The organism is Clostridium senegalense JC122, from assembly GCF_000285575.1.
GTDB lineage: Bacteria > Bacillota > Clostridia > Clostridiales > Clostridiaceae > Clostridium_J > Clostridium_J senegalense.
In genome coordinates, this window is the sequence record NZ_HE611050.1 from 867,962 (window position 1) to 891,184 (window position 23,223).

Annotated in this window: 20 protein-coding genes and 1 other annotated feature; of the genes, 6 read left to right on the plus strand and 14 right to left on the minus strand. The window is 26.4% G+C overall.

The features are described 5' to 3' along the window. Positions 1 to 4: 4 nt before the first annotated feature. Complete coding sequence (locus CSGHG_RS04685) at positions 5 to 1,687, minus strand: peptide ABC transporter substrate-binding protein (RefSeq protein WP_010293104.1); 1,683 nt, start codon at positions 1,685 to 1,687, stop codon at positions 5 to 7. A 1,327-nt stretch (positions 1,688 to 3,014) separates the two neighbouring features. Here CSGHG_RS04685 and CSGHG_RS04690 point away from each other — a divergent pair. The 3 genes from CSGHG_RS04690 (at position 3,015) to dapB (ending at position 5,770) form a co-directional block, all read left to right on the plus strand. After that, on the plus strand, positions 3,015 to 4,013 hold the full coding sequence (locus CSGHG_RS04690; RefSeq protein ID WP_010293107.1) for an aspartate-semialdehyde dehydrogenase: 999 nt from the start codon (positions 3,015 to 3,017) through the stop codon (positions 4,011 to 4,013). 46 nt (positions 4,014 to 4,059) lie between these two features. Next, positions 4,060 to 4,938 carry a 4-hydroxy-tetrahydrodipicolinate synthase gene (gene dapA, locus CSGHG_RS04695; protein ID WP_010293108.1) on the plus strand — a complete coding sequence of 293 codons (879 nt, stop codon included), beginning with the start codon at positions 4,060 to 4,062 and terminating at the stop codon, positions 4,936 to 4,938. A gap of 73 nt (positions 4,939 to 5,011) precedes the next feature. Next, the gene (gene dapB, locus CSGHG_RS04700; protein ID WP_010293109.1) at positions 5,012 to 5,770 is read left to right on the plus strand and encodes a 4-hydroxy-tetrahydrodipicolinate reductase; all 759 of its coding nucleotides are present in this window, start codon (positions 5,012 to 5,014) and stop codon (positions 5,768 to 5,770) included. A gap of 26 nt (positions 5,771 to 5,796) precedes the next feature. On the opposite strand, the gene CSGHG_RS04705 is transcribed toward dapB, so the two are convergent. Then, positions 5,797 to 6,942 (minus strand): pyridoxal phosphate-dependent aminotransferase, encoded by a 1,146-nt coding sequence (locus CSGHG_RS04705; RefSeq protein ID WP_010293110.1) that lies wholly within the window; start codon positions 6,940 to 6,942, stop codon positions 5,797 to 5,799. 22 nt (positions 6,943 to 6,964) lie between these two features. Beyond that, entirely contained in the window at positions 6,965 to 7,504 is a 540-nt protein-coding gene (locus CSGHG_RS04710) for a cob(I)yrinic acid a,c-diamide adenosyltransferase (protein ID WP_010293111.1), read from the minus strand. Positions 7,505 to 7,798: 294 nt separating this feature from the next. Between CSGHG_RS04710 and dapD the strand changes: the two genes are divergently transcribed. Continuing rightward, entirely contained in the window at positions 7,799 to 8,509 is a 711-nt protein-coding gene (gene dapD, locus CSGHG_RS04715) for a 2,3,4,5-tetrahydropyridine-2,6-dicarboxylate N-acetyltransferase (RefSeq protein ID WP_010293113.1), read from the plus strand. Between the two features lie 29 nt (positions 8,510 to 8,538). On the opposite strand, the gene CSGHG_RS04720 is transcribed toward dapD, so the two are convergent. Together CSGHG_RS04720 and CSGHG_RS04725 are read right to left on the minus strand one after the other, a co-directional pair. Beyond that, on the minus strand, positions 8,539 to 9,264 hold the full coding sequence (locus CSGHG_RS04720; protein WP_010293114.1) for a single-stranded DNA-binding protein: 726 nt from the start codon (positions 9,262 to 9,264) through the stop codon (positions 8,539 to 8,541). A 161-nt stretch (positions 9,265 to 9,425) separates the two neighbouring features. After that, positions 9,426 to 10,193: a polysaccharide deacetylase family protein gene (locus tag CSGHG_RS04725; RefSeq protein WP_010293116.1), complete on the minus strand. Its 768-nt coding sequence runs from the start codon at positions 10,191 to 10,193 to the stop codon at positions 9,426 to 9,428. A 540-nt stretch (positions 10,194 to 10,733) separates the two neighbouring features. Between CSGHG_RS04725 and CSGHG_RS04730 the strand changes: the two genes are divergently transcribed. Beyond that, entirely contained in the window at positions 10,734 to 11,264 is a 531-nt protein-coding gene (locus CSGHG_RS04730; RefSeq protein WP_010293119.1) for a DUF4364 family protein, read from the plus strand. Positions 11,265 to 11,266: 2 nt separating this feature from the next. Here the strand turns inward: CSGHG_RS04730 and CSGHG_RS21740 are convergent, their stop codons facing one another. The 6 genes from CSGHG_RS21740 to CSGHG_RS04760 form a co-directional block, all read right to left on the minus strand. Next, complete coding sequence (locus tag CSGHG_RS21740; RefSeq protein ID WP_026022227.1) at positions 11,267 to 11,683, minus strand: YncE family protein; 417 nt, start codon at positions 11,681 to 11,683, stop codon at positions 11,267 to 11,269. Between the two features lie 5 nt (positions 11,684 to 11,688). After that, positions 11,689 to 12,135, minus strand: coding sequence for a YncE family protein (locus CSGHG_RS21745; protein ID WP_026022228.1), 447 nt, complete (start codon positions 12,133 to 12,135; stop codon positions 11,689 to 11,691). A 194-nt stretch (positions 12,136 to 12,329) separates the two neighbouring features. Continuing rightward, a complete protein-coding gene (locus CSGHG_RS04745; protein WP_010293122.1) occupies positions 12,330 to 13,634 on the minus strand; it encodes a bifunctional folylpolyglutamate synthase/dihydrofolate synthase in 1,305 nt (434 codons plus the stop codon). 913 nt (positions 13,635 to 14,547) lie between these two features. After that, positions 14,548 to 14,679, minus strand: a complete 132-nt coding sequence (locus CSGHG_RS24565; RefSeq protein WP_268869836.1) for a hypothetical protein — start codon at positions 14,677 to 14,679, stop codon at positions 14,548 to 14,550. A gap of 28 nt (positions 14,680 to 14,707) precedes the next feature. Next, complete coding sequence (locus tag CSGHG_RS19895) at positions 14,708 to 15,136, minus strand: integrase core domain-containing protein (RefSeq protein ID WP_010293124.1); 429 nt, start codon at positions 15,134 to 15,136, stop codon at positions 14,708 to 14,710. A 274-nt stretch (positions 15,137 to 15,410) separates the two neighbouring features. Further along, positions 15,411 to 18,056: a valine--tRNA ligase gene (locus tag CSGHG_RS04760; protein WP_010293127.1), complete on the minus strand. Its 2,646-nt coding sequence runs from the start codon at positions 18,054 to 18,056 to the stop codon at positions 15,411 to 15,413. A 100-nt stretch (positions 18,057 to 18,156) separates the two neighbouring features. Next, positions 18,157 to 18,368 (minus strand) — a binding site (T-box leader). A 275-nt stretch (positions 18,369 to 18,643) separates the two neighbouring features. Here CSGHG_RS04760 and CSGHG_RS04765 point away from each other — a divergent pair. Next, on the plus strand, positions 18,644 to 19,006 hold the full coding sequence (locus tag CSGHG_RS04765) for a tetratricopeptide repeat protein (protein ID WP_010293130.1): 363 nt from the start codon (positions 18,644 to 18,646) through the stop codon (positions 19,004 to 19,006). A 168-nt stretch (positions 19,007 to 19,174) separates the two neighbouring features. Here CSGHG_RS04765 and CSGHG_RS04770 read toward each other — a convergent pair whose 3' ends face one another. The 3 genes from CSGHG_RS04770 to CSGHG_RS04780 all read right to left on the minus strand — a co-directional run bounded on the left by CSGHG_RS04770 (position 19,175) and on the right by CSGHG_RS04780 (position 22,784). Continuing rightward, a complete protein-coding gene (locus CSGHG_RS04770) occupies positions 19,175 to 20,347 on the minus strand; it encodes a transglutaminase domain-containing protein (protein ID WP_010293132.1) in 1,173 nt (390 codons plus the stop codon). Between the two features lie 198 nt (positions 20,348 to 20,545). Beyond that, the gene (gene recX, locus CSGHG_RS04775; RefSeq protein WP_026022230.1) at positions 20,546 to 21,367 is read right to left on the minus strand and encodes a recombination regulator RecX; all 822 of its coding nucleotides are present in this window, start codon (positions 21,365 to 21,367) and stop codon (positions 20,546 to 20,548) included. Positions 21,368 to 21,551: 184 nt separating this feature from the next. Next, positions 21,552 to 22,784, minus strand: a complete 1,233-nt coding sequence (locus tag CSGHG_RS04780; protein ID WP_026022231.1) for a M16 family metallopeptidase — start codon at positions 22,782 to 22,784, stop codon at positions 21,552 to 21,554. Between the last annotated feature and the right edge of the window lie 439 nt (positions 22,785 to 23,223).

Below are 23,223 nucleotides of genomic sequence, written 5' to 3' on the forward strand. Positions count from 1 at the left end.
ACCCTTACTTTCTTCCAGAAGTATAAGCGTATTTATAATCATTTACTCCGAATAATGGATACATTACATCATGAACATATTTAGCTACGTAAGTGTTTCTCTTTCTATAAACCATTGGTGAAATAACTGCTTCTTTATATATTAATAGTTCTTCTGCTTGTTTAAATAGTGCCGCTCTTTCATTTTGGTCTGTAGAATTTTGAGCTTTCTTAATCAGTTCATCGTATTCTTCACTTTTCCAGTCAGTTGGCACAACCCCTGCTCCTGATATAAACATATCAAAGAATGTCATTGGATCATTGTAATCACCTTGCCATGCTGCTGCAGCCATTTGATAATCAAATTCTTTTGTTCTTTTTTGGAAGATTGGAAAATCAACCTGTTCCACTTGAACATTTACACCTAATACTTGACTATAATTTTGTTGTGCAAAATCAGAAAACTCCTTTGCCTCTGCATTAGTGCCAGACTGTAAGTACTTAAATGTATGTTTAGATGGGTCCGTATCTAACCCCAATTCCTTTAATCCTTCTACTAACAATGCCTTTGGATCTGAATTTTCATCCTTCACCTTTTGAACAAAATCTTCTGATTTACTTCTAAATGTTTCATCACCACTTTTTACTGCTGGTGGGCACCAAGCATATGCCGGTTCTGCTAAACCCTTAAATAAAGTTTGAACTGATCCTTCTCTATCCGCAGCTATCATAAATGCCTTTCTTATCTTAGCATTTGACATATATTTATCCTTAGTATTAAAGAATGTATATGTTGTAGCTCCATCATAGTTATTTATAACATTGAAGTTTCCAGTTTCATCAAACTTTTTAATCCATTCTGGCTTAGATACACCACAAGTATCTAGTGACCCATTTAAAAGTTCACTCATCCTTGAAGGTACTTCTTTAATTATCTTCATTGTTAGTTTGTCTAAACTTACTTTATCTTTATCCCAATATTGATCATTTTTTTCTAATACAAATTGGTTATTATGTGTCCACTCTGTAATCTTAAATGGTCCATTAAATATTAATGTATTCGCTTCAGAGCCATATTTTTCTTCATTTTGCTCTACAATATCTTGTCTTTGTGGCTGCATCACTTTAAAAGATGTTATTCCTAAGAAGTAAGCACATGGACTTTCTAGTGTGATTTCTAATGTTTTGTCGTCAACTGCTTTAACTCCTAATTCTTCAATTGGTAATTTACTTGAATTCACTTGTTCCGCATTTTTTATCGGATATAATAAGAATGCGTAAGGTGAACCAGTTTCCGGTTTCATTGTTCTTTTTATTGAGTATTCAAAATCTTTAGCAGTAACAGGTTTTCCATCACTCCAATTAGAGTCTCTTAAGTTAAATGTCCACTTTAATCCATCCTCAGAAGTTGTCCAACTTTCTGCTACTCCTCCAGCAACTTGTTCCTTTCCATCTTTAGTTTCTGTTCTTGTTAATGCATCCATACATTGAACTAAAACCTCTGAAGAATAAGTATCAGAACTTTTAGAAACATCTAAGGTTTTTGGTTCCAATGTCAATACATTTAAATATTGCTCTGCATCCTTTGTTCCCTCTCCTACATTTTCTCCATTAGCACTTTCACTTCCACCACTTCCACAACCAGTAAGAGCTATAGATGCAGTTAAAGAAACTGCTAATATTGTTGCTAACATTCTTTTGCTTTTCATTATTAGTCCCCCTTATTTTGTGACAATGAATTTAATTGCGTATTATATTTTGAATTTTTAGATAATTCCAATTAATTTTACGCCCTAAATCATAAAATTGTATTTTTATCTAAATTTTCAATTTATTAATATTTTATTTTTAAATATATTCATATTTTGTATATATTTTTTAACATTGCCACTTAACTTTTATACTTAACTTTTTACCAAAATCCAAACAGAATTATTTGGAAATTTTTATTTTTTATAATACTATCACATCACTTTTCAATTGTCAAACAATTTAGTTTTCATTTGTTTATGAAATTTTATTACTTTTAATGATTTTTTCAAATTTTTTTAGTTTTCTAATGCTAAAAACCATTAATTTTCTTTATTTGGGAAAAACTTATTTCTAATTTGTAAACATTGTTCTTTTTTCTACTATTATATTTAATATAGAATATACTTTTTACAATTTAATATTAATTATTTATTTTTTAATATACTCTAATTGTTTTACAAATAATTAGTTTAAAGTTTATCTTTGAAACTATTATTTTTAAGCTGTATTAAAATTAACTACTAATTATTTATTTTTCACTATTTCTTATTTAAATTTAAGTCATAATAAATATCCTCCTGATTTTTTTAATATTTCTTCTATTTCTTAACTTATCATATTTTATTTATATATATATTTATGTAAGTAGTTATATTTATTATGCTTAAATTTAAAACTATTTTTTAATTTTTTTTAACAATGACTAATTTAAAATGTATTTTATTTGTATACCGTTTACTATTTTAAAATAATTTTTTCTCACTTACATTTAGTATATTTTATTTATTATGTTAAGTTTTATATCTTTATTTTAAATTTTTCCGTTTTATTTTTAAATTTATTTGTTTTTCATAAAAATTGCAATTTTTTAAAGCAACTTTTAACAATTCATACATTGTTTATTATTTTGTAAATTTATTACATGATTTTTTTGTTTTATTTTAATTTTTCTTTTTATTTTGCAATCGAATTTGATATTAATTGCATTTTTTCATAGTGCAATTGTTTTCATACCTATTTTTTATTTTTATTCATATATATATATCTTTTTTATATAATTATTTTAATATACTATATAGAAGCTAATATTTTTTATATTGTTTCATATATTTTAATATGCATATTTTTACAAAGGTATATAACTTTATTATGTAAAAATATATAATACTATTATAGAGAAATGAATTTTAATTCTAATATTAACAACTTAATTTTAGAGCTAATATATCAATTATATTTTCTCATGTAATACGGATTATAATATATATTTGAGGAGTGATTATTTTGAATTATAATGTAGCTGTTGTAGGTGCTACTGGTATGGTAGGACGACAATTTATAAGTATATTGGAAGAAAGAAACTTTCCTATAGATAATATTTATTTCTTTTCTTCCAAACGTTCTGCAGGTAGTACTTTAGTTTTTAAAAATAAAAAAGTAATTGTAGAAGAATTAACAGAAGCTAATATTAAAAATAAAAAAATTACCTTTGCATTATTTTCAGCTGGTGGTGATACTAGTTTAAAATTTGCTAAAACTTTCGTAAAATATGGAGCTATAGTTATAGATAATAGTAGTGCTTTTAGAATGGACCCTGACGTTCCATTAGTTGTTCCAGAAGTTAATTGGGAAGATATAAAAAATCACAAAGGTATAATTGCCAATCCTAATTGTTCTACAATACAAGCAATGGTAGCTTTAAAACCACTATATGATGTATATGGAATAGATAGAATCATATATTCGACTTACCAAGCTGTTTCTGGAGCTGGTCTAGGTGGATTTAAAGATCTTGAAAATGGTTCAAAAGGAGAAAGTCCTAAAAAATTCACATCTCCTATAGCTTTTAATTTAATACCACAAATAGACGTATTCTTAGAGAATGGATACACTAAAGAAGAAATGAAAATGATAAATGAAACAAGAAAAATCTTTCATGATGATTCTTTAAAAATAACAGCAACTACTGTTAGAGTTCCTGTATATCATGGTCATAGTGAAAGTATTAATGTTGAACTAAAATCTTCTTTTAATATAGAAGATATATTTAAACTTTATGCCTCTTCTAAAGGTATAGTTTTAAAAGATGATATTGAAAATTGTATTTATCCTATGCCTATAGATGTTGCTGGAAAAGATGAAGTTTATGTTGGTAGAATTAGACGAGATTTTAGCACAGACAATGGAATTAATCTTTGGGTTGTTGCTGACAATATAAGAAAAGGTGCCGCACTAAATGCAATTCAAATTGCTGAAGTATTTATTGAAAAAAATCTTATTTAATTGTATATTTTAGAAATATAAATTTATTTTAGAAAGGATTGTTAATATGAGTATTTTTAAAGGTTCTGGAGTAGCCATAGTTACCCCTTTTACTAAAACAGGAGTTGACTTTAATAAATTAAAAGAATTATTGGAATGGCATATCTCTAATGATACAGATGCAATTATAATTTGTGGAACTACTGGTGAAGCCTCTACAATGACTGAAAAAGAAAAAAAAGATACAATAAAATTTACTGTTGATACTATAAACAAAAGAATTCCCGTAATTGCTGGTACCGGAAGTAACAATACAGCTTCTGCTATAGAAATGAGTAAATATGCTGAATCAGTGGGAGTAGATGGATTATTAGTTATAAATCCATATTATAATAAAACTAGCAAAAAAGGTCTTGTTGCACATTTTAAAGCTGTTAATGATAATGTAAATACACCAATAATAGTTTATAATGTACCTGGTAGAACTGGCATGAATATACCGCCTGAAGTATTAAAAGAAATATGTGAATTTAAAAATATAGTTGCAGTTAAAGAGGCTAGTGGAGATATGAGCCAAATTATAAAAATAAAAGCTCTATGTAAAGATAAACTAGATATTTATTCTGGAAATGATGATCAAATAGTTCCAATATTAGCTATGGGCGGTATAGGTGTTATATCTGTTCTTGCTAATGTAATTCCTAATAAAGTTCATAATATATGCAAATTATTTGAAGAGGGTAATGTTAATGACGCATTACAGCTACAATTAGATACATTGGATTTATCTAACAATTTATTTATAGAAACTAATCCTATTCCTGTTAAAACAGCCCTTAATTTAATGAACAAAAATGTAGGTGATTTAAGATTACCACTTGTTGATATGGAAGATAAAAATAAGGAAACTTTAAAATCTTCTTTATCTGCTCATAACTTATTATAAAATTAAAAGATTCTATATGACCCTAATTTTAAACCATATAGAATACAATCTTTAAAGCATTTAGGAGGATACTATGATAAAAGTACTTTTAGTTGGGTGTAGTGGAAAAATGGGAAAAATGATTTCTGCCACATCTAAAAACTTTAAAAATTTAGAAATAGTAGCTGGTATTGATAAATTTAATGATAACACTTTAAGTTATCCAATATTTAGTACTATATCTGATTGTAATATAGATATAGATGTAATTTTAGATTTTTCTAGACCGGATTCTTTAAAAGATATTTCAACTTTTGCACTTAAAAATAATAAGCCTGTGATATTTTGTACTACAGGATATTCTAAAGAAGAAAAATCACAAATACTAGAGTTATCTAATACTATTCCTATTTTCTATTCTGCAAATATGTCTATTGGTATAAATATAGTGAATGCTGTGTTAAAAAATATAAGTAATTTGCTTTTTAAAGATTTTGATATAGAAATAATAGAAAAACATCATAATCAAAAAGTAGATGCACCTAGTGGTACCGCATTACTTCTTGCTAACACTATTAAAGATTCTATAGATTCAGATACTAATTTCATATATGGAAGAGAAGGAATCTCCAAAAGAGATGATAAAGAGATAGGTATACACACAGTTCGTGGTGGAAATATAGTTGGAGAACATGAAGTTATATTTGCTGGTGCCGGTGAAGTTATTTCAATAAAACATTCTGCTATCTCTAGAGAAGTTTTTGCAATAGGTGCATTAAGAGCCTGTGAATTTATGTTTAATAAATCCAAAGGTTTATACTCTATGGATAATATCGTAAATACTAATTTATAAAAAATATAGCTCTAGAAAATCTAGAGCTATATTTTTTTTATGAAATTTTCTAATTTTTTTAAAGCAGTTTTTAATTCCTCATTACTATAACAATAAGATATTCTAATATATCCTTCGCCACCTTCTCCAAAAGCAGTTCCTGGAACTATTGCTACTTTTTCTTCATTTAAAAGTCTATGACAAAATTCTTCACTAGTCATATTAAATTTTCTTATTGATGGGAATATATAAAAAGCCCCTTCTGGTCTGCATACCTTAAATCCCATATCTTTCAATCGCGTATATACATAATCTCTTCTCTTTTTAAATTCTAATTTCATACTTTCAACATCTTTAAGACCATATTTTAATCCTGCCAAAGCCCCATACTGACTTATAGATGTAGCACAAGATACATTATATTGATGTACCTTTAGTATACTTTCCATAATATCTTTTGTAGTACATATATATCCTATTCTTAAACCAGTCATAGAAAACATCTTAGAAAAACCACTAACCATTATTATCTTTTCTCTTATATCATAACACTGACTTATAGAATAATAGTCACCATAACAAAGAGATGCATAAATTTCATCACTTATAACTATAATATCATTTTCCTTTATTATCTTATGTAAGCTTTCCCTTTCCTCTAATGTAAGTATACTTCCACAAGGATTACTTGGACATGATAATACCAATATCTTAGGTTTGTGAGTATTAATCATTTCCTTCAAATGACTAATATTTATAGTAAAATTTTCATTCAAATTGTAATTTACTATTTCACCACCTACGATTTTAGTTATACTTTCATATGCAGGATATGCTATATTAGGTATTAATACTTTATCTCCACTATTTATAAGTGCCATAAAAGTACTCATAAGACCTTCACTACCACCTACTGTAATGCATATTTCATCTTCTTCATACTCTATACTATTATTTTTTAAGTATGTGCTTATTTCTTGTCTAAGCTCTAATATCCCAGCATTTGGTGTATATGTAGTTTTATTTTCCTCAACTGCTTTTAAAACTCCATTTTTCACTGATTCTGGCATTGGAAAATCTGGTTGACCTAGCGTTAATGATATTGCATCATTAACCTTTAAAACCTTATTATAAAATTTTCTTATACCTGATATCTCTACTTTTTCTATATTTTTACAAAAAATATTATCCATCTTCAATTACCCCAATTCTATATTAAAATTCTATTCCTTTTCTAGCTGGAACTCCTTCATTATAATAATGCTTAACTTCTTTCATCTCTGTTATAAGATTTGCCTTTTCTGCTATTTTTTCAGGAAGATTTCTTCCAGTGATTATAAGTTCCATATCTTTAGGCTTATTATCCATAATATATATTATCTGTTCTTCTGTTAAAAGTTTATTGGTTACAGCACCAATCACTTCATCTAATATCAAAATATCACATGTTCTATTTTTTATAGTATCTAAACAAAAATTATATGCTTCTCTTATTTCTAGTTTTAATTGTTGTTTTTCTTCTTCATTTAAAGTCCAAAAAAATCCTTTAGTCTTTTCAAACCTAAATATATTAAAATATGGAGCCATTTTTTTAGCACTTTCAAGCTCACCTGTATTTCCTGTTTTCAAAAACTGAACAACATATACAGTGTATTTATTCCCTGCTGCTCTAGTTGCTAAACCCATAGCTGCAGTAGTTTTACCTTTTCCATTTCCTGTATATATTTGAATATATCCTTCTTTTAAATTTCCCAAAATTATTTCCTCCTACTTCATTATATATGTATTTTAAATCTAATTGTAAAATACTATTCATTTTTTATAAAAACCTTTAATTTTATAGTTTTTAAAAATTTTATTTCATAAATTTATAAATCTTATATAAATTGAATTTATGTTGATAATTTATAATGGTTACTGTATAGTTTTATATTAACGTATAAAGTTTTTTATAAAAACAAATAAATATTACATATATGTCTTTAAATAATTTTTATTTTATTATATCATTTATGTTGTGAGTATTAACTAATGAAAGGAGTTATATATATGAATTATAATTTAACAGATCCATATGAGATAGCCAGATTTATAAAAGAATCAAAAAAAGCTACTCCAGTAAAAGTATATGTAAATGGTGATTTAAGCAATTGTAAATTTGATAACATAGAATGTTATGGCCATGGAAATTTTTACATATTATTTGGAAACTATGATGAGGTTAAAGATTTCTTAGATAAAAATAATAGTATAATTAATAATTTTAGAGTAGAAAATGATAGAAGAAATTCTGCAATTCCTATGCTAGATATGAAAGATATAAATGCTAGAATAGAACCAGGCGCTATAATTAGAGATAAAGTTAGTATTGGTAAAAATGCGGTTGTAATGATGGGTGCAGTTATTAATATTGGTGCTGAAATCGGTGAAGAGAGCATGGTTGATATGAATGCAGTAATAGGTGCTAGAGGAAAACTAGGTAAAAGAGTTCATCTTGGAGCTGGTGCTGTAGTTGCTGGGGTTTTAGAACCACCTAGCAAATCTCCATGTGAAATTGGAGATAATTCTCTAATTGGTGCTAATGCCGTTATACTTGAAGGTGTAAAAATTGGTGCAAACTCTGTTGTAGCAGCAGGTTCTGTTGTTACTGAAGATGTACCTGACAATGTAGTTGTTGCAGGTTGCCCTGCTAAAATTATTAAATCTGTAGATAATAAAACTAAAGGAAAAACTGAACTGTTAGATGATCTTAGAAAATAAAAAAGGTGCACAGCACCTTTTTTTATTTTCTATATTACATCTTGAATTTTTTCACTATCATTACAATCTTTATTTTCATTATCTTCCATATCAAATTCCTTATTTTCTGTATCACAAATAGCTATATCACTTTCGTCTTCTTCAACTCTTTCCATTTTTGATATAGAAACTTCATATGCTATCTTTTTAACTACTTCAGTATCAGATATTCTTTTTTGATACTCTCTACTTTGAACTCTTCCCCAAATTCTTATGTTATCGCCAACTTCTAAACTCTTACAGAACCTTGAATTTCTTCCCCATGCAATAGTAGGTATATAATCTGACTTGTTATATAATCTATTTACTGCTAATAACATATCTGCAATTTCTCTACCAAAAGGAGTTGTCCTATATATAGGCTCTTTACATATATATCCATCTAAGAAAATTTGATTTGGGTTTTTACTTTTTTCTTTTAACTCTCTAATATCTCTAGCAAAAACAGTTAATATAAGTCTATTAGATCCATCTACAAATTTATTATAAGATCTTAACTGTCCTTCTACTATTAATTCTGTTCCTAAATTCATATCTATACCAGTTGTAAGTCTTTCTGAAACTGTTATATTTAAAATATCAGTAGTATCACTTAATCTTGGAACTTCTAAACTAAAATTATAAAACCCTTCTCCATACATTTCATGACTAAATTCTAATCCTGATATAATTTTACCCTCTAAATAAATTTTGTTATTCAACATTGTATTGTCCATAGTAACCCCTCTTTCCCTTAGTTCAGTTTAGTTTTATATCATAGTATATTCTTCTTATTCGATAACTATGACCAATTTTATGAAAATTCTTATAATTCTTAATTTTATACCTTTAATCATTTGTTTCCATTATAATACAAATAGTATTTCTATGCAATGTATTATTTGTTTTTTATTTGCCTTCCATTACCATCTATTTTGTATCCATCATCATAGATTAAGTCTGTGATAGTAACAAATTCGTACCCTTCTTTTGATAATTTTTCTAAAACCATTGCTAAGGATTGTGGTGTATATCTTGCATTATGAAATAGTATTATAGATCCTTCTTTAGCTTTTTTTAGAACTCTTTCTGTTTCAATTTCTGCACCTTCACCTTTCCAATCTATACTATCTACATTCCATTGTATACACTTTCTACCTGTTTTCTCTACAATGTCTAATGCCATATCATTAAACGCACCTTCTGGAAATCTAAAAGTTTTACTGGTTTTATTAGTAACATCTAATAATTTTGCGTCAGTTATATCCAGTTCTTTTATTATTTTTTCTTTTGATATAGAAGTCATATTTGGATGTTTATTACTATGATTTCCTAATTCATGCCCCCTTTTATCAATTTCTTTTACTTCTTCTGGAAAATCATCTATCCAAAGACCAACCACATAAAATGTAGCTTTAGCATTGTACTTATCTAGAACATCTAAAATTTCATCTATATTGTTTTCTCCCCAGGTAGTATCAAATGTTATAGCTATCTTTTTTTCTTTTGTTTCAACTGAATAAATAGGCAACTTTTTATTGCTTTGCGAAACCACCTGAAGAGTGCTTGTACTACTTATTCCTATAATAGTAAGTCCAATAATCATAAGTATTGATAAAGTAATTATGAATCTTTTTTCCCCCTTAAATATCTCTATCCCCTCCATAAAATTAACTACCTAGTTCAATTAAATATTATTCAAATCTGATTCACTATATTACTAAAACTATTTTAATTTTTAATATAAATATAATGAAATAATTTTTAATCATTGATATAATGTAATATGAACTTAATTTTCACATTACATTTTAAAATATATTTAAGAACACTTTTAAAATGAATACATGCTCAAAATTACTTTATTAATAGAGAAAACATTTAAAATCAACCTTTAATGTTCATAAAAAATTTTAATTTAATGTGAATTTAATTATTTTATTTAAATAAAAATAATTAACTAGGTTACTTTATATAATATAAATATATAGGGCTCCAAAATTGCAAAGTATGAATTTTGGATACCCATAAGGTAAATACTACTTTTAATTAACTTGAGTATAAGAAAATGTTTAAAATATTCTTATAACTCATAAATTAATTGAGTAAGTATTTTACTATAATATTAATATAAATATAAGCTATTAAATAATTAAACTTATATTTTATTGATAAGTCTTTACTTTTATTCAAAGGAGGAAATTGAATGTTTGAAGATTCTATGAACTTAGCAGAGAATAAATTATTATTATTATATATTCTAAATAAAATCAAACTTCCTATTTCCAATATGCAAATTACAGAAATAATTTTAGAAAATAACTTTATGAATTATTTCACGCTACAGCAATATATAGTAGAATTGACCTCTGCAAATCTTTTAAAACATATTACTGACCACGGGAAAGATAGGCTAGTTATTGCTGATAACGGAAAAGAAGTTCTTTCATTATTTGAAAACAGAATCTCTAAAGAAAAACTTTCTCAGCTTGAAGAATATATGGAACATAAAATCTCTAGTATAAAAAAAGAGCTTACTGTAACTGCTGATTATACTATAGAAAATAAAAATAGTTATTTAGTTAATTTAATTGCTTCTGAAAATGATACAACACTTATAGATTTAAAAGTTAGTGTGGCTTCTAATAAGCAAGCTAGAGAACTTTGTTATAGATGGAAATCTAATTCTTCAGATTTATATACAAAAATTATTAATGCATTAATTGACGAAGATTAAGCTTAAATTTTAATCATTCCTTTGGGCTCAAAATTTAAAGGAATGATTTTTTTACTTTTACTTATTTTATCTATTTTTACCAATTGATTATAATATATATCTTCAACATATATATTTTTTTCATCCACCAGAATATCTTTTAATATACCTCCTATCTCTATTTCATCAACTTTTTTTAACTTTGTAATATCAACAATTGTTATTGTTCCATCGCCAAAATTTGATATATAACAATAATTATTATAACAACACATATCTATAGGTATATTACCTATAGTTATACTAGCTATTTTATTATCCTCTAGCGATATAACTTTTAATTCACCCTTTGTTTCCTCGCCCATATTACTTTCACATACTAATATTTTTTCACCATTTTCATACCATAAAGCTTTTACAGGATAATTACCTACCTTCATATTTTTTATTTTTCTTTTTCTTTTAAATTTATTATACTTATATCATTACTTAAAGTATTTGCTACAACAATGCTATTATTCTCTGGTGAAAAGTCTAAACTATGAGGTGATATACCACAGCTTATTACTTCTACTAGTTCTTTAGATAAAATATCGAAACATACTATGGTGTTAGATTCTTCACAAATTATATATAACTTATCGCCTATTAATCCCATATGACTACATCCTGATCCTATATAAAATTCTTCTATACCTCCATCATTTTTAAACAAATATATTCTATTGTTTTCAAAACTAGATATTATAAATGCTTTGTTATCAATACATATATTAAATGGTTTTATTTTTTCATGATAATTTAATTCTATAGGTTCTTCTAAAGTAAAATCATTAATATTTATTTTATCTATTCTATCACTAGCAGAATTACAAATATAAAGATAACTCAAAAAATCACCTCCTCACAAGACATAAATATTTTAAAACTTACACATATAAGTCTATTACTTTTATACATATATCTTATGTTAAGGTGATTTATTATGATACAGTTTTTGTCATTTTTCGATTTATTAGGCATGTGGAAATAAATAATAGACCAAAGATTTAAAGCATATTGGTCTATTATTTATTTGATTATGCCTTACTTAAAATTTCTAATTATTTTTCTCATATCTCCAATCATATATAAAGATCCACTTATTAATAATAAATCTTCATCTTCACAGTATGATAAAGCTTTTTTATAAGCCTCTTCATAAGTTTTTATAGCTTCACAATCAATTTCTAACATATCTATCTCTTTTTTTAATTCTGTTGCTAATTCTGCCCTTTCACTATTAGGGGTAACACAAATTACTTTATATGCATTAGGTGCTATAACATCTACCATATCCTTAACTTGCTTATCTGCTAATATCCCTAATATTAATACCATCTTTTTATAGTGAAAATATTTTTTTATACTTTCATCTAATTTTTTTATTCCATCTATGTTATGTGCACCATCTATGACTACCATAGGACTACTATTCATAATTTCTAGTCTTGCTGGCCATTTAACTTCTTTTAATCCTTCTATTATATTTTTTTTAGATATATTAACTCCTAATTTTATAAGTTCTTTTGCTGCATAGATTGCTACAGTAGAATTAGATATCTGATGAGTTCCTAATAATGCTAAATCATACTCTTGCAACATATCATCTTTAATTAATATATGTTGTACTAAATTTTTTTCCTCATCTATAGTAATTACTTTGTCAAACTCTGCAATATCCTTTGGTACTTTTATAAGCGGAGCATTTTTATCTTTTGCAACGTTTTCAACAACTAGTTCTACTTCTTTTTTTTGTGGAAATAATACAATCGGTGTATTCTCTTTTATTATACCTGCCTTTTCATAGGCTATTTTTTCAATTGTATCACCTAATATCTGTGTATGGTCATAACTTATAGAACCTATTATACTTAAAATTGGATTTATAACATTTGTAGAATCTAATCTTCCCCCCAGACCTACTTCCACTACTACAAAATCAACATTTTTATTATAGAAATATAAAAATCCACAGCAGGTTATTATTTCAAACTCTGTTGGATTTCCATATCCACATTCACAAACTTTTTCTACTGCTTCTTTAACTTTAGAAACTATATAACACAAGTCATCTTTAGGTATATTTTTTCTATTTATTTGTATTCTTTCTTCGAATTCTTCTATATAAGGCGATATATACGTTCCCACAGCATAACCACTATCCATAAGAATTGAAGTTAGCATTGCTGTTGTAGATCCTTTACCATTAGTTCCTGCAACATGAATTGTTTTTATTTTTTTATGGGGATTCCCTAAAAACTCTAATAATTTTTCTGTTCTTTCAAGCCCATATTTACTTCCAAATTTAGCTGTTTCTTTTATATATCTAATAGCTTCTTCATAATTCATTTGTAAGCCCCCCGTCTTTAAGTAACGTAAAATTCTTAATTTATCTATATATGATTTTATCATATTTAATCCATTTAATATAGAAAAAACCTTGTATGTATAACTCTTTTTATTCTTAAACTGAAACAATATAAAACCTATTTAAAAGAACTTTTCACCAATTTATTTTCTTAATTTATAAAACTGTATTCATATAGAGAAAAAAGCTCGAATTAAATTTATTCAATAACTTTAAAATATTTTCATACAAAATGTAGTGTTGAATTCTAAGCGATTCAGAGCATGTCTCACTATTTTGGGTATCCAAGTTTTGGAATGGATAATTTTTAAAATCAACTTGGAACCCTATATAAGATTCCAAGTTAAATTTTAAACTTATTTATTTATTAAATGAGAAAACTCAAATTAATATTTTATCAATAACTAACAGATTATTTTAGTTAAGAGTTAAGAGTAAATAGTGAGCAGTTATGGTTATTACTACTCACTTAGTTCCAAGTAATTCTCAACGTATATTTTTAATTTGGTCTTATCTAAAAATTTAAACAAGAAATACCTCTAAACATTGGCTCCATAACAAATGGGACAGGCACGGTAAGGTCTATTTTCTCCGCTAACACTTGATGCTCTTCTAGTTTTATATTTTTCTACTAATAAATCGAAGCCAGTCCCGAACACCTGAATAAGCAATTATCCAAAATTTTTACGCCTTCACAAGAGGGATAGACGCGTAATTGGCTACTTTGCTATACTTTGGCTAGATGTTTTTGTTGATTTTAGTTTTTCTCCAATAGTACTCGAAGTCGGTCCCGAACAACTACGCTGCAAAGCTGCTATTTTAGGACCGGCTTTGATTGCTTTAGGTTTTATTGATAATCTTTCGATTTTACTGTAAAAATAACTTATGGAAAATTCACTTTGGTACGCCTGTCCTTCTTGTTATGGTGGTACACTTAGCTGCTAAACTTTCTTCAATTTTTCTTTCAACCTCAAGTTTTACTCCATTCAATTCAAAAGAAACTGGTGATCCAGTTTCATCTGACATTGTCGGATTGGCCCCCTCAAAGTGGACTCTAAATGCTAATTACTAGCTTATTCTTAAAATTACTATTTGTTAAATTATAAAACTCATTTGGAGTCCTATAATCAATTGAAGAATGTATTCTTTTAAAGTTATAGTTACTTACATACTTTTCGATAGTATTAGTTGCTTCTTCTAAATCTTTAAACAGCCTACCGTCAAGGCATTCTTCTTGTAAGTATCTATGATATGACTCTATATGTGCATTATAATTAGGGCTATGCACAGGTATCCTTTCATGTGTAACCTTCTCTTTAATACACAACTTTTCAAATTTACTAGCTATAAATTGTGATTCATTGTCTGTTCTAATTATTAATTCAGATGTTTTACCCTTAATTTCTCTATTATAAAGTGCCTTTATTACTACAATTTTCACTCTTTCTTCTTCAGTATATTTTCTAATAAAATTTCCACTCATAATGCACCCCTCCATTCATTAATCCTAGTATAGTTCCATTCGAATTATGAGTCTACTTTTCCACGGGGGCCTATGAGTCAATTATATAATTGTTACGACTGTATATTTTAAAAATATTATATATTTTTAGTTAAGAATTAAGAGTGGATAGTTAACAGTTATTGTAATTATTTTTCTTAACTGATAACAAAAATTTAATGTAAGTTTTATTTTATACAAAATGAAATAGCCCTTATAATTAATCATAAGGACTATTTCTAAATTATTTTATATATTATTTAGTTAAGTTTTCTATACTCTCAAGTACAGCATTATACATTTCTTTATATTTTTCACCTTTTGCCTTTTCTTCTTCTACAACAGCAACTGGTGCTTTTGATACAAATCTCTCATTAGATAATTTTTTTTCTACTCTTTCAATTTCTGATTTCAACTTAACTTTTTCTTTGTTTAATCTTTCAAGTTCTTTTTCTAAATCTACAAGTTCTAATAGCGGCATATATATTTCAGCACCTTTAGATACTACTGTTACAACATTTTCTGGTGCATCATCCTTAGAGTTTATTAATATAACTTCACTTGCTGAAGCCAACTTTTCAAAGTATGGAACTCCCTCTTTAAAAGGCTCTGATACTTCTGTTGCATAAATATAAGTTTTTGCTTTTCTTGAAGGTGGAACATTCATTTCACTTCTAGCATTCCTTGTATTTTTAATAGCATCTATAATATAATTCATATATTCTTCTGCTTTTTCATCTTTTAATTCTTCTTCAAATTCTGGCCAATTAGAAATTGTTATTGATTCTGAATCCTCTTTTAAATGAGTATATATTTCTTCTGTTATAAATGGCATTACTGGATGAAGTAATTTTAATCCAGCTACTAATACATCATTTAATACATTTAATGTAACACCTTTAGCTTCATCATCATCACTATATAATACAGGTTTTACAAGTTCAATATACCAATCACAGAATTCTGTCCACATAAAGTCATATACTTTTTGAAGTGCAACTCCAAGTTCAAATTTCTCTATATTATCAGTAACTTCTTTGATAATAGAGTTCATTCTTGATAATATCCATTTATCTGCTATTGAATAATTAGTACAATCTTTGTATTTTTTCATTAAATCTTCATCAAAGTTCATCATAACAAATCTTGAAGCGTTCCATATTTTATTTGCAAAATTTCTTGCAGCTTCAACTCTTGACTCATAGAATCTTATATCACTTCCAGGAGCATTTCCTGTTACTAATGAGAATCTTAATGCATCAGCACCATAATTTTCTATTACTTCTAATGGATCTACTCCATTTCCTAAAGACTTAGACATTTTTATTCCTTGATCATCCCTAACAATTCCATGCATAAGAACATTTTCAAATGGTACTTGATCCATATTATAAAGTCCTGAGAATATCATTCTAGCTACCCAGAAGAATATTATGTCATATCCAGTTACTAATGTGTTTGTTGGATAGAAATAACTTAAATCCTCTGATTTTTCTGGCCAACCTAATGTTGAAAACGGCCATAATGCAGAACTGAACCAAGTATCAAGTACATCCTTATCTTGTTCTACATTTGAAGAGTTACATTTTGAACAAGCTGTAACATCGTCTACAGATACTGTTAACGCTCCACAGTCTTTACAATACCAAACAGGAATTCTATGACCCCACCATAATTGTCTTGAAACACACCAATCTTGAATGTTTTCCATCCAGTTAAAGTATATTTTATCAAACCTTTCTGGTATGAACTTAGTTTCTTTTTCTTTTACAGCCTTTATTGCAGGCTCTGCTAAAACATCCATTTTTACGTACCATTGCTTTGATAACATTGGTTCTACAACTGTTTTACATCTATCATGTATCCCTACATTATGGCTATGCTCTTTAATCTTAACAAGATATTCTTCTTTCTCTAATTCTTCTACTATAAGTTTTCTTGCTTCATATCTATCAAGGCCAGAAAATTTTCCATAACCTTCACTTATCTTACCATTCTCCTCTAAAACAACTATCTCAGGTAATTTATGTCTTTTACCAACTTGATAATCATTAGGATCATGTGCTGGAGTTATTTTAACTGCGCCTGTACCAAATTCAACGTCAACATAATCATCTGCCACTATTGGAATTTCTCTATCCACTAGTGGTAACTTAAGCATTTTTCCTACTAAGTGAGCATATCTTTCATCCTTTGGATTAACTGCCACTGCTGTATCTCCAAGTAAAGTTTCTGGTCTTGTAGTTGCTATTTCTATTTTTTCATCACTACCTACTACTGGGTAATTGATATGCCAGAAATGTCCACCTTGCTCTTCATATTCTATTTCAGCATCTGAAAGTGCTGTCATACATTTAGGACACCAATTTGTTATTCTATTCCCTTGATACATAAGTCCTTCATTATAAAGTTTTACGAAAACTTCTCTAACTGCCTTACTAACCCCTTCATCCATTGTGAACGTTTCACGAGTAAAGTCTGCAGAACAACCCATTTTTTTAAGTTGTGTTCTTATTCTCTCTCTATATTCTTCTGACCACTCCCAAACTTTTTCCAAAAATGCTTCTCTACCCATTTCTTTTTTCTTTAAACCTTTTTCAAGTAAAGCATTTTCTACTTTAACTTCTGTTGCTATACTTGCATGATCTTGTCCTGGAAGCCATAAAGTACTATATCCTTGCATTCTCTTAGTTCTTATTAATATGTCTTGAAGTGTATTATCAAGAGCATGACCTAAATGTAATTGTCCAGTTATATTTGGTGGTGGCATTATTATTGTATATGGTTTTTTATTTTTATCAACTTCAGGTGTGAAAAATTTCTTTTCTTCCCACCATTTATACAATCTTTCTTCAAACTCTTTCGGATCATAATTTTTTGCTAATTCTTTATTATTTTCCATAATAAATCCTCCTCTTCTTAATCTGTTTTTATAAAGCTAAATTTTCAATGTATATACTTAAATTTCATAATTTATAAAACAAAAAAAGAGCTCTTTCATCCAAAAGGACGAAAAAACTCGTGGTACCACCTTTTTTCCCTGCAAAAACAGGCTCATATAAATTAACGATTTGACAACCGTCTTTATCTACTAAAGTTCAATAAAGAAGCTCCAAAGCTACCTTCAGATTATTCCATATAGAAAACCTTTCACCCTAGAGTTTTCCTCTCTTTGATACTTCCAAATCCTACTCCTCTTTTTCAATGCTTTTATTTTAAATATTATTTTTAATAATTATATATTAGTTTTGCTATAAAAGTCAACAGAGTAAATCTAATTACACTATAGTTATGTATACAAGTTTAGTAAAACATTACAAATAATGATTTCAATATTTACTATTTAAATTTAGAGTTTATATTTTATAGTATTACCAAAATACTAAATTAAATTGTAAATTTGTTATTAATTATATTTAAGTATGTATAAATTAAGTATTATTGTCAATTATTACAAATGTAATTATATTTTTATTTGGGAGGTCTCGTATGAAATATTTTGAAAAAGCTAATGATCTTTACAATAAAAAACAATATGAACACGCAATAAATTTTTATAAAAAATCTATTGAAACTAAAGAAAATGAAGCTGCTTCCCTTTATAATACAGCAGTATGTTTTATTAAATTAAAAGAATTTGATAAAGCTATTATAAATTTACATAATGCATTAAATTTCAAAAAGGAAAGCTCCTATTTCTTTAATCTTGGCTATTGTTATGCAATGATTAATGAAAAAAATAAGGCACTAAATTATTTTAATATTGCATGGTCATTAAATCCTAAAGATGCTGAGTGTGAAAAAGCCATTAATTTAATTCTAAAATCGTACCTTCACAAAGCATCTTCATAAAAAACATAAAATAACTAGTCAAAATCTATTGATATTTGAATTTTTATAGAAACTATATTGAAGCAAAACTTTCCTTATATAAATTATAAGGCAGTTCATTATTCCATACAAAGTTAATTTTGCATTAAACTTTTTCTATAAAACATCAATAGTATTGACTAGTTTTTTTTACCATTCTCCTACAACTTTAGAATTTCTATGGTCATTTTTAAAATTATTATTATCAAAGTAATTTCCACCAGAATAAAATGTTGTATCTACATTTATCCATCTACCACTTGATTCATCATAAAACTCATTCCATGAATGATTTACCCATTGCTCACCGTTAAAGCCTTCACCTATAACCATTCTAACTTGTATATCATTTGCCCTACACATCGCCACAAATAAGCATGCATAATCGAAACATAAACCTTTTCCTGTATTAAAAGCTTCTATAGCTCCTGATTTTACTATTTTTAAATTATTTGATATAACTTCTGTTGCCTTTTCATCATCATATTTTATATTATTACCTATCCAATTATAAATGTCTTCTGCCTTTTCATAGGTATTTTCATTTTCTTTTACAATGGATAAAGCTGTTTCATTTATAGCAGCACTAGATTTAACTCCTTCATCCAAAGTAATTCCATTGTAATAAATTACAGCTTTTCTATCTAAGTATTCATTAAAAACACTTTTATCATTTTTACTAATGTCTGTATCTTCAACAATTATCTTAAAAGATTCATTTACTACTTGAGGCAAATTTTTAACTACATTTGAATTTATCACTGGATTTACCACATTTTTTGATATATAGGTATATATTTGTGATTCTTCTAATGTATTCATATACTTTGGATTTTTATTAAACATAGCTCCAAAACTCAATAAAAAACATAATATAACTAAGTTGCAAATTGCCTTAGGACTTTGAAATAGCGCACCATATATCCTTCTGGATAAATTAGATTTTCTTTTTAAACTACTATCTATAGCCTCCAATATTGGAGTTAATATTATATTACTAACAACCCATAAAATAAATACAATAATCCCTTGAATTATCAATATAAAAGATATTGTAACAGCAATTCTAGTAATTAAAATATTTTTAGTACATAAATTCATTATCCAGTTTGGTAAGTATTCATAAATATTATTAAACTTACCTTCATTATGCATTTGAAAAATAATCCATACATTTTTACTACCTATTATTATAGAAAATATCAATGCTAAACTAGTAAAGATAGAATTTATTACCTCTTTTAACGCTTCTGTTGAATTTTTTTTAAGAAATCCTATAATAATAGGATATATTAACACTGCTATTAATATTATATTTACCACATTACTTTTCAGAATGTAACACCACCTTTTATTTATATAGTTTTAAGTTTATTTTCTCTAATTTAAATAAACTAGTAATTCAGTTTCATCCTAAACCATTAATTAATTATAGTTATATTTATCTTTTGCTAGCTAATAACAAAAATTTGAAAAGTAATTTAAACTTTGCTTATTTCCCCATATATTATAATCTATGCATTATAATATTTCTTTTAACATAGTCTTTATTTCATCATATTTGTATCCACGTCTTAATAAATAATCATATAATTTTTTGTATAATTTTTCTTTATTAGCTTCTGATTTTTTTAAAACATTTAATCTTTTTAATGCTAAATCATGTAATTCCTCAAAGTTTACTTCTTTTTGTTCTACAGTTTCAAAAAAATCATCACAAGTTACAATACTATTTACAACTTTATTTATTATACTAAAATTATATCCATTTCTTAAAAGATAATCACTTAATTTCTTTTTCAATTTTAAATAATTTTTTTCACTTTTAATTAAAGTTTTATATTTCTTTTCCCCTAATTTTAATGCTGTTAACTCTTCTTGTTCATTAGAAATGGTATTTAATTTACTTTCTATAATCTCTTCACTTATACCTTTATTTACTAATGAAAATTTTATTTTTGATTTCCCGTGAACCTTAATTTTATCTTTTATATAAAGTTCTGCATACCTTATATCATCAACAAATGAATATTCTTTTAAAAATTTTATCACTCTTTGTATAGTTTTATCATCATATTCTTTACTTAGTAATTTATCATACATCTCTTTTTCTGTTTTATAAGATCTTTCTAAAATCTTTAATGCAGCATTTTTAGCCTTTATATAATTATCTTCCTCTACAACTTCTATAATCTTATCCTTTTCTAATTCTAAACCTTTTTTCAAATTATGATAATAAACCAATTCATTGCTACAAGCAAATAAAAATTCGTCATTAACATATACATTTACTCTATCTTTATTATTTTTTTGAACTTGAATTTTACTTATAATGTATTTCATAATAGATTTCATTAGTATCCTTTCTTTAATATCTATATCTCCTTAATATTTATAAGCAGACAATCCCCTGTTTAAAATATTTCACTTCTAATCAACGATTTACTTCAGTTTAAAATGAATATTCAAGAGTTTTTGTTTAAAAAAGCTTAAACCAATAAAAATTTCATTAGTTTAAGCTTTACTTTTATTCATCTCTAAGTAATATATGAATTGTAGGATCTTTTAAAACTTTTCTTGCCACTTTATATAAATCTTTTTTAGTTACATCACTTAATTTTTCCATTTCTTCTATGAATTCATATATATGTTCACCTTCCATAGCCTGATGTAATACATAATTCCCCAAATCCGTAACATCTTCCATCGTTGATGCTACTGCAGTTTTAAATACTTTTTTCATAATCTCTATAGTTTCATCATCAAATATTATTTTTTCTTCTGTTATATCCTTTATACATTTATCAATAGTTTCTAACGTTTCTTCAACATTTTCTTCTGCTATTGATGTATAAATATATAATGTTTTTAATCCTTCGCTTAAGTCTAATGTAGTATAAACATCATAAGCAAGTCCCCTGTCTTCTCTTAATTCTCTAAATAATATTGAGTTAGAACTTTCTCCAAACTTATGATTTAAAACCCTAAGTGCTAACTCTTCATCTTTTGTAAGATTATTAAATGAATACAAGTATAATACTGTACTTTGTTCTATTTCCTTTTTATAAGTTACTTCCTTTTTACATATATTTTTTTCAAATTCTACAATAGGTCTTTTTACTTCCTTTGATTTCCAGTTCCCGAAATAATTATCAATTAAAGTCCTTATATATTCATGATCATAATTTGAAACTATTGATATATAACAATTATTCGGAACATAATATTTATTATAAAACTCAACTAAATCTTCCTTTGACATATCATTTATATGTTTTTCTTTTCCTATTACATCACACTTTAGTGGGCTTTTTAAAAATGCCATATTATTTATTCTGTTAAAGCTTAATTCTTCTAAATCATCTTTTCCACTTTTAACCTCAGAGATAATAACTCCTCTTTCCTTTTCTAACTGTTTTCTAGGAAATATAGAGTTAATCGTTAAATCTGCTAATAAATCTAAAGATTTATTTAATTCCTCATTAAGAGTTGTAGTACTATATACTGTACACTTATAATCTGTATACGCATTATACTCTCCCCCTAAACATTCTAATTCGTAATTTAAAACCTCATTATCTCTGTTTTTAGTACCTTTAAAGAGCATATGTTCAACAAAGTGGGCTATTCCTTTTTTATCATTCATCTCATATAATGCCCCTATATTAAACCCAACATGAACAGAAGCTAACTGAGTTTCTTTTTTTATTGTTATAAGCCTTATTCCATTTTCTAAAATAATATCACAGGTATCAAATATATTCTTAATAGTAATACCCTCCTCCCAAAATTTTCATAATCACTTTACATATATTTTTAAAAATAATATTCAAAATTCAAATAATATTTTATTTCAAAATATAAAAGAATATTGAATTATTATTTCTAATATTTCAAACTAAATATTTTTATTATATCATTTTATTTGCACATAACAAGAATAATTCTTTTATTCCTATAAATTACTATAATATATTGCCCCTGCTAAAGCAAATTTTAAATTTTATCAATAAATTTATAATTTTTTTACATTTTCCTACTATATTATTTTCACAATTGATGTTATAATATAGATTTTTTCAATATATTCCATTGATATTATGTTAATACTATGTTACTATAAGTTGTATTTCAACTTTAGAAAAACTTAAAATATGAATTATTTAATAAGTTTATAGATTTATATGACTAACTACATT

Coding starts and splice junctions, on each gene's coding strand:
- CSGHG_RS04685 (WP_010293104.1), bottom strand. CDS start 1,687: ATGAAAAGCAAAAGAATGTTAGCAACAATATTAGCAGTTTCTTTAACT.
- dapA (WP_010293108.1), top strand. CDS start 4,060: ATGAGTATTTTTAAAGGTTCTGGAGTAGCCATAGTTACCCCTTTTACT.
- dapB (WP_010293109.1), top strand. CDS start 5,012: ATGATAAAAGTACTTTTAGTTGGGTGTAGTGGAAAAATGGGAAAAATG.
- CSGHG_RS04705 (WP_010293110.1), bottom strand. CDS start 6,942: ATGGATAATATTTTTTGTAAAAATATAGAAAAAGTAGAGATATCAGGT.
- dapD (WP_010293113.1), top strand. CDS start 7,799: ATGAATTATAATTTAACAGATCCATATGAGATAGCCAGATTTATAAAA.
- CSGHG_RS04720 (WP_010293114.1), bottom strand. CDS start 9,264: ATGGACAATACAATGTTGAATAACAAAATTTATTTAGAGGGTAAAATT.
- CSGHG_RS04725 (WP_010293116.1), bottom strand. CDS start 10,193: ATGGAGGGGATAGAGATATTTAAGGGGGAAAAAAGATTCATAATTACT.
- CSGHG_RS04730 (WP_010293119.1), top strand. CDS start 10,734: ATGTTTGAAGATTCTATGAACTTAGCAGAGAATAAATTATTATTATTA.
- CSGHG_RS21740 (WP_026022227.1), bottom strand. CDS start 11,683: ATGAAGGTAGGTAATTATCCTGTAAAAGCTTTATGGTATGAAAATGGT.
- CSGHG_RS04745 (WP_010293122.1), bottom strand. CDS start 13,634: ATGAATTATGAAGAAGCTATTAGATATATAAAAGAAACAGCTAAATTT.
- CSGHG_RS24565 (WP_268869836.1), bottom strand. CDS start 14,679: ATGTCAGATGAAACTGGATCACCAGTTTCTTTTGAATTGAATGGAGTA.
- CSGHG_RS19895 (WP_010293124.1), bottom strand. CDS start 15,136: ATGAGTGGAAATTTTATTAGAAAATATACTGAAGAAGAAAGAGTGAAA.
- CSGHG_RS04760 (WP_010293127.1), bottom strand. CDS start 18,056: ATGGAAAATAATAAAGAATTAGCAAAAAATTATGATCCGAAAGAGTTT.
- CSGHG_RS04765 (WP_010293130.1), top strand. CDS start 18,644: ATGAAATATTTTGAAAAAGCTAATGATCTTTACAATAAAAAACAATAT.
- recX (WP_026022230.1), bottom strand. CDS start 21,367: ATGAAATACATTATAAGTAAAATTCAAGTTCAAAAAAATAATAAAGAT.